We start from the raw sequence: 6,587 nt of genomic DNA on the forward strand, positions 1-6,587 counted from the left end.
ACTTTGGTAGGATGGACGGCATGAAGATCAGTGTGAGCTTGCCGCAGGAGGATGTCGCCTTCGTGGACGAGTACGCCGCGAAGACCGAGGCGGACTCCCGGTCGGCGGTCATACACGCCGCTATCGAGCTGCTGCGCGAGGCGGGGCTCGAAGCCGAGTACACCGAGGCCTTCGAGGAATGGGACGCGAGCGAGGACGCCGCGCTCTGGGAGCGCACGGTCGGGGACGGAATCGTCGATGCGTAGAGGCGATATCCATCTGGTGGACCTGGAACCCGCCCGCGGCAGTGAGGCCAACAAGGTCAGGCCCGCGGTGATCGTGTCCAACAACGCGGCCAACCAGTCGGTCGTCACGAACGGCCGAGGAGTGATCACCGTGGTCCCCCTGACCTCGAACACCGCACGTGTCCTCACGTTCCAGACATTGCTCAGGTCCACCGAGAGCGGCCTGCCGAGGGACTCGAAGGCGCAGTGCGAGCAGCTCCGGGCTGTCTCCCCGGAGCGGGTGCTGAAGCGCATCGGTACGGTGCCGCGCCGGCGCATGAGCGACATCGACGCAGCGCTGAGGCGTCACCTCGCGCTCTGAGGCATGCGAAAGGGCGGCCCCCGGGCATCGGGGGCCGCCCTGCCAGGTGTGGGGTCAGGCCTTGAGCTCCGCCGCCACCAGCTCCGCGATCTGGACCGCGTTGAGCGCGGCGCCCTTGCGCAGGTTGTCGTTGGAGACGAACAGCGCGAGGCCGTGCTCGACGGTCTCGTCGGACCGGATGCGGCCCACGTAGGAGGCGTCCTTGCCGGCCGCCTGGAGCGGGGTCGGGATCTCCGAGAGCTCGACGCCCTCGGCGTCCTTCAGCAGCTCGTAGGCGCGCTCGACGCTGATCGGACGGGCGAAGCGGGCGTTGATCTGGAGGGAGTGGCCGGAGAAGACCGGGACGCGCACACAGGTGCCGGACACCTTGAGCTCCGGGATCTCCAGGATCTTGCGGGACTCGTTGCGGAGCTTCTGCTCCTCGTCGGTCTCGAAGGAACCGTCGTCGACGATCGAGCCGGCGAGCGGCAGCACGTTGAAGGCGATCGGGCGCTTGTAGACGTCCGGCTCGGGGAAGTCGACCGCGTCACCGCCGTGGGTCAGCTTGTCCGCGTCCGCGACGACCTTGGAAGCCTGGCCGTGCAGCTCCGCGACACCGGCGACACCGGAGCCGGAGACCGCCTGGTAGGTGGCGACGGTCAGCGCGTCGAGCTGCGCCTCCTGGTGGAGGGGGCGCAGCACGGGCATGGCGGCCATCGTGGTGCAGTTCGGGTTGGCGATGATTCCCTTGGGGCGGTTCCTGATCGCGTGGGCGTTGACCTCGGAGACCACCAGCGGGACCTCGGGGTCCTTGCGCCAGGCCGAGGAGTTGTCGATCACCACGGCGCCCTGGGCGGCGACCTTCTCGGCCAGCGCCTTCGAGGTGGCGCCGCCCGCTGAGAACAGCACGATGTCGAGCCCGGTGTAGTCCGCGGTGGAGGCGTCCTCGACCGTGATGTCCGTGCCCTCGTAGGTGAGGGTGGAGCCGGCGGAACGCGCGGAGGCGAAGAGGCGCAGCTCGGCGACGGGGAACTTCCGCTCGGCCAGGATCCTGCGCATGACTGTGCCGACCTGACCGGTGGCGCCGACGATTCCGACCTTCACAGGAACTCCCTCACACGTACGAACGGGCACGGTTGCCGGTCCATGATGCGTATGTCCACGGCTTCCTTGTCCAATCCATTGTCCGGCAGGCGGACGGGGCGCGCACGGAGCAGTGGGGCGGGTGCCTTGTGCGCACCCGCCCCACTGGTGTCCGGTGTCGTACGGATCACACCGCCGTACGGATCACACCGCCGTGACGGCTACGGCGCGACCTTCCCGATCACGACGCTGCCGGTGCCCGCCGCGGTGCCGCGGCTGTTCACCAGCTGGACCTCGCCGAAGAACTGACGGCCCTCGGGAGCCGCTCCGGCGACCACGACCTCGGCGTCGACCTGGGCGGACGCGCCGTTGGCCAGGTTCACGGCCTTCGACTCGTCGACCTTGATCTCGCCGAGCGACGGCGCGTAGTACACGTCGCGGTAGTCGTACTCGGTGGTCCCGGCCGGGACCGCGTAGCCCTCGATGACGACGGTGTACGTGCCGGCCGCAGGGTTCACCAGGCTGACCGACTCCTCGGAGCCGGCCGTCGTGGAGGCGCCCACCTCGGTCGAGCCCCTGAGGACCCGCAGATCGATGTCGGCGTTGGCGTCCGAGGTGTTGCCGATGGCGACGTCCAGCCTCTCGACGCCCTCACCGATGGTGACCGTCTTGGTGTACTCGCCGCCGGTGGAGATCGACGGACGCTCGACGTCGGCCGAGCCCAGCGAGCCGCCCTTCAGGGCGCCCTCCAGGTCACCGGCGTTGTTGGTGACCGTCCAGTCCACCGCGGCCGGGGTGCCGATCTTCGCCTCGGCGATGGTCTGCACCGCCGGGTCGAAGGAGGCACCGAGCAGCGAGACATCCAGCTTGTACGGGTTGTCCAGCAGCGGCGACGTACGGCGGGACTCGACCTCGATCTCCCAGACGCCGGGCTGCGGGTCCTTGTAGGAGCGCGTGTCCGGGCGGCAGGTGTTGGCCGGGTTCTCGTAGTTCGGGTAGCAGTAGACCGTGGAGCTGTCCTCCACCGCGACCCCGTAGGGGTGCAGGGAGATGAACCGCGTCTGGCTGCCCGAGCGCAGGGCGCTCATCGCGACCTCAAGGGTCTCGGCGCCCTCCGGGACGTTCAGGAAGTACGACGTGGTGCCGTTGCGCTGCACCGAGCCGGTCGTCGAGAACGCGTAACCCGGCTTCACCAGGTCCTTGGCGACGACCACCGTGGAGAGGATCTGCTGGTCCACTCCCGTGGTCTTCCTGTCGTCCACGACGAGGATCGCGCTGTGGACGCCCGCAGTGCGGGGCTTCGCCTCGACCTCGACGGTCACCGGCTTGCCGAGCGGCAGCGAGACGGTGCTCGAACCGGCCAGCTTGAAGGTGCCGTCGTTGTTCTTCCAGGACAGCTTGTGGCTGACGGCCTTGTCCGGACCCGTGGTGCGGGTGACGGTGACGTCGTACGACTTCTTCTGGCCGGCCTTCAGGCCGCCCTCACGGTCGTACAGGCCGGTGCCGAAGCCCGGGGTCTTCAGCGCGAAGTCGATCGCGGTGTCGACCGGGGCCTTCACGGTGTACTCGTGCGCCGAGGCGCCCTTCTTCTCGATCTGCTTCCAGGCGCCGACGATGTCCATCAGACCGGCACCCTGGGCGTGCGCGGGCACGTCCTTGATGTGGGTGGCCGTGCTGGTGAGCGCGGACCGCAGGTCGGCCGGGGGCAGCTCGATGTGCTTCTGCTCCGCGGCGGACAGCAGCAGTGCCGCCGCGCCGGCGGCCTGCGGCGAGGACATCGAGGTGCCCTGCAGCATGGAGTAGCCGGCGGGGAGCGAGTAGCCCGCCTCCTTGACCGGACCGCCGGGGATCCAGGTCTGGGTGGTGTTGATGGAAGCGCCCGGAGCCGTCAGGATCGGCGCGAAGCCGCCGTCCTCACGCGGACCGCGCGAGGAGAAGGGCAGCATGTCGTACTTCTTGGTGACGTTCGAGCCGTAGTTGGCCGCCCACGTCTCCTTGGAGATGGACGCGCCGACCGAGATGACGTGGTCGGCCAGGCCGGGGTCACCGATGGTGTTGACACCCGGGCCGTCGTTGCCGGCCGAGATGACCAGCTGGACGCCGTAGATGTCGATGAGCCGCTTGTAGAGCTCGGCGCGGGCGTTGTTGCCGTCGTTGAGCGGCGGCAGGCCGCCGATCGACATGTTGACGACGTCGACGCCGCGGTTCACGACGAGGTCGATCATGCCCTCGGTCAGCGCGATGTTGGTGCAGCCGCCGGACCAGGTGCAGGCGCGCGAGGAGACGACCTTGGCGCCGGGCGCCGCGCCGTTCATCTTGCCGCCGAACAGGCCGTTGGCCGCCGTGATGCCGGCGACGTGCGTGCCGTGCTCGCTCTGGATGACACCGATGTTGACGTAGTCGGCCGTGTTGCCGGCCGCGTCGAAGACGACGTCCTCACGGGTCTCGACGACGAAGGGGATGCGCTCGACGACCTCGGTCCGCGGGTCGTCCGTACCGAAGTAGGAGACCTGGTGCTTGTCCTTGTACGGCTTGAGCACGGCGTCGTTGCCGAAGTCCGCGTCGCCGTTCAGGTCGACGCGGGTGGTGCCGGTGACCGGGTCGTAGAGCACACCCCACTGGTCGGTGGTGTCACCGTCGCGGTTGAGGTCGCCCGCCATGTCGCCGCCACGGGTGGCGGACTCCCGGAAGAGGCGGAAGCTGTACGAGCCCTCCGGCGCGGAGTACGTCGTGCCGCCGTTCGTGAACGTCGGCCCGGAGACCTTCTGGTCCATCCGCAGCCAGGTGCCGTCCCCGTCGCCGACGGGGTCGGTGGCCGTCACCCAGTCGACGATCTTGCGTTCGCCGGTGGTGGTCTTCTGCAGGGCGGGGTGGCCGAGGTCGACACCGGAGTCCAGGACGCCGATGGTGATCCCGCGGCCGTCCGCCTTCGGGTGCTGCTTGACGAAGTCCACCGCGCCCGTCTCGAAGGACGGGTTGTACGGGTTCTTCGCCGGGGTGTTCTTGCCGGGGGCCGGGTAGCTGCCCGTGGCCTTCAGCTGCTTCGCTCCGGCCACCCGGTCGCCCGCGGGCGTCGGGTCGTCCAGCTTGATCTCCTGCTTGAGATCGATGCCGTGGACGGACGACAGCTTCTGCGCCGCCTTGATGGTGGCCTCGGCCGTCGCGGTCGGCACGGTCGCCCGGACGTAGCCGAGCTTGTCGTACGTCTGCCCCAGCACGGACCCCTTGACGGAGTCCAGCTGTTCGGCGACCTGCTCGGTCGCGCCCGGAGCGGTGGCGACCATCATCGTGATGTTCTTCTCGCCCTTGGCCTCGGCCTTCGCCAGTACGTCGGCGTCGGCCTCGCCCAGCTTGTCGCCCTTCGCGCTCGCGGCGGCGGGCTTCACGGGGGAGGCCCCCGGGTCGTCGGCGGCGAAGACCGGGGCGGCGCCGGTGGCGGCCAGTGCGGCCGCCAGACCGGCTGCGGCCGCGATGCGCGCCGCGCGTCTCGCCCCGGGTATGGAGCTGGGGGATTCCTTGGTCATCAGCATCCCTGTGGGTGAAAGAAAGAAAGAGTCCGGAATTCGGTACCCGATGACCGCTCAGCATTTCGTAAAAGACAGGGGTTTGTGGAGAGTTGACGGGGGCGAGAAGCGGACATGGCGTACATCCGCCACCGGTTCCATCGCGCCACGCAAGCCCCCGGTAGGCCGTTACCGGGGCAGGACCACCACGTACGCGGCCGGATCGCGGTCCTCGGCCGCCATCATCGCCGTACGCAGCACCACCGACAGCTGTGCCGCGGAGTCACGGAGCTGCTTCGGCGTCACCCGCACCACCGTGATGCCGAGTCGTTCCAGATGCTCCCGCTCGACGGTGTACACGACGCGTTCCTCCCGGGGGGAACGCGTGCCCAGTTCGAGCGCGACCGCCTCTTCCGGCCAGTACGCGTCCACGCCACCCAGCCGACTGCCGCCCGGCAGGGCCAGCTCCACGTTCCACAGCGGCTGGGGCAGACCGTGGGCGCGCACCATCCCGTACAGCCGCTCCTCCGCCAGGGCGCGGCCCTCGACGAGCAACGCCTCGACGGCGTCCCTCACGTGGGTGCGGCCCAGCAGCTTGGCGGCGTTCAGCTCCCGTACGACGGAAGCGGGTTCGCAGTGCCCGCCGCGCACCGCCTCGGTGAGGATCCGGCGCACCGTCGAGGCGTCCGTGAGCGAGCCCGCCGCGTCGGCCAGGGCCCGCTCCACCGGGGCCAGCGGCGCCCCGAGCCGGTGTTGGGGCCGGGGCAGACCGGCGGCCCGGGTCACCTGGACGAAGCCGGCGGAGCGCAGCCGCCTGGTGCGGGGGACCAGCACGTCGATGCGGTGCAGCGCGATCACCGGGGGAGCGGAGGTGAAGCCGTACAGGGCCAGGGCCGCCAGCCCCGTGACCATGGCCTCCCCGTAGCCGGGCACGGACCGGTCCGGCACGGTCCGCCGGGCACCGGCCGGGGGCCGGCCGGCGTAGAGCAGGGCGCCGCGCACCCGGTCGTCGTTCGTGGGCGGTCCCGGGCGCAGGAGGTACACGCCGGGGAGCAACTGCTGCCACGGACCGCCGGGCAGGCACTGCGCGGCGGCCTGCGCGGCGGTCACACCGTGGGCGCGGAGCTGCGCGGCGGACTGCACGCGGTGGCTCACTTCGTGGACGGGGCGCGGGGACAGCGGGGTGTTCCGGTTCATGCCGGGGAGGATTCCGCAGCCCCGCCGTGCGATGCCCCGTGTTACAAGCCCGTCGACATTCCGGGACAACACCGTCCTAAAGTACGGCAGTTCGATTGCCGAAAAGGGCGGTCACGCCACGGATTGTGCGGCGCGTCCCCCGCACGCGTGTGCTGCCGTTCCGACCGCCCAGGCGGCGGTCGACGGTGCGACGCCCCTGGTGCCCGCGCTGGCTCACCTGGGCGCGGCGGAGCGGCAGGC

At 70.1% G+C, this 6,587-nt stretch carries 5 protein-coding genes; 2 read left to right on the forward strand and 3 right to left on the reverse strand.

All coding sequences use genetic code 11. The annotated features are described in order from the left end of the window. Window positions 1-20 precede the first annotated feature (20 nt). Both ABT001_RS31075 and ABT001_RS31080 read left to right on the forward strand, forming a co-directional pair. Window positions 21-245: a ribbon-helix-helix domain-containing protein gene (locus ABT001_RS31075; RefSeq protein ID WP_351284478.1), complete on the forward strand. Its 225-nt coding sequence runs from the start codon at window positions 21-23 to the stop codon at window positions 243-245. Next, entirely contained in the window at window positions 238-585 is a 348-nt protein-coding gene (locus tag ABT001_RS31080) for a type II toxin-antitoxin system PemK/MazF family toxin (RefSeq protein ID WP_351284481.1), read from the forward strand. The genes ABT001_RS31075 and ABT001_RS31080 overlap by 8 nt, the downstream gene beginning before the upstream one ends. Window positions 586-639: 54 nt before the next feature. On the opposite strand, the gene ABT001_RS31085 is transcribed toward ABT001_RS31080, so the two are convergent. From ABT001_RS31085 to ABT001_RS31095, 3 genes are all read right to left on the reverse strand, one after another. Then, complete coding sequence (locus ABT001_RS31085; RefSeq protein WP_351284483.1) at window positions 640-1,668, reverse strand: aspartate-semialdehyde dehydrogenase; 1,029 nt, start codon at window positions 1,666-1,668, stop codon at window positions 640-642. Window positions 1,669-1,868: 200 nt separating this feature from the next. After that, the gene (locus tag ABT001_RS31090) at window positions 1,869-5,177 is read right to left on the reverse strand and encodes a S8 family serine peptidase (protein WP_351284486.1); all 3,309 of its coding nucleotides are present in this window, start codon (window positions 5,175-5,177) and stop codon (window positions 1,869-1,871) included. Between the two features lie 162 nt (window positions 5,178-5,339). Next, the gene (locus ABT001_RS31095; RefSeq protein WP_351284488.1) at window positions 5,340-6,347 is read right to left on the reverse strand and encodes a hypothetical protein; all 1,008 of its coding nucleotides are present in this window, start codon (window positions 6,345-6,347) and stop codon (window positions 5,340-5,342) included. Window positions 6,348-6,587: the final 240 nt, after the last annotated feature.

Origin of the sequence: Streptomyces sp. NPDC002793, from assembly GCF_040295485.1 — a bacterium.
Lineage (GTDB): Bacteria > Actinomycetota > Actinomycetes > Streptomycetales > Streptomycetaceae > Streptomyces.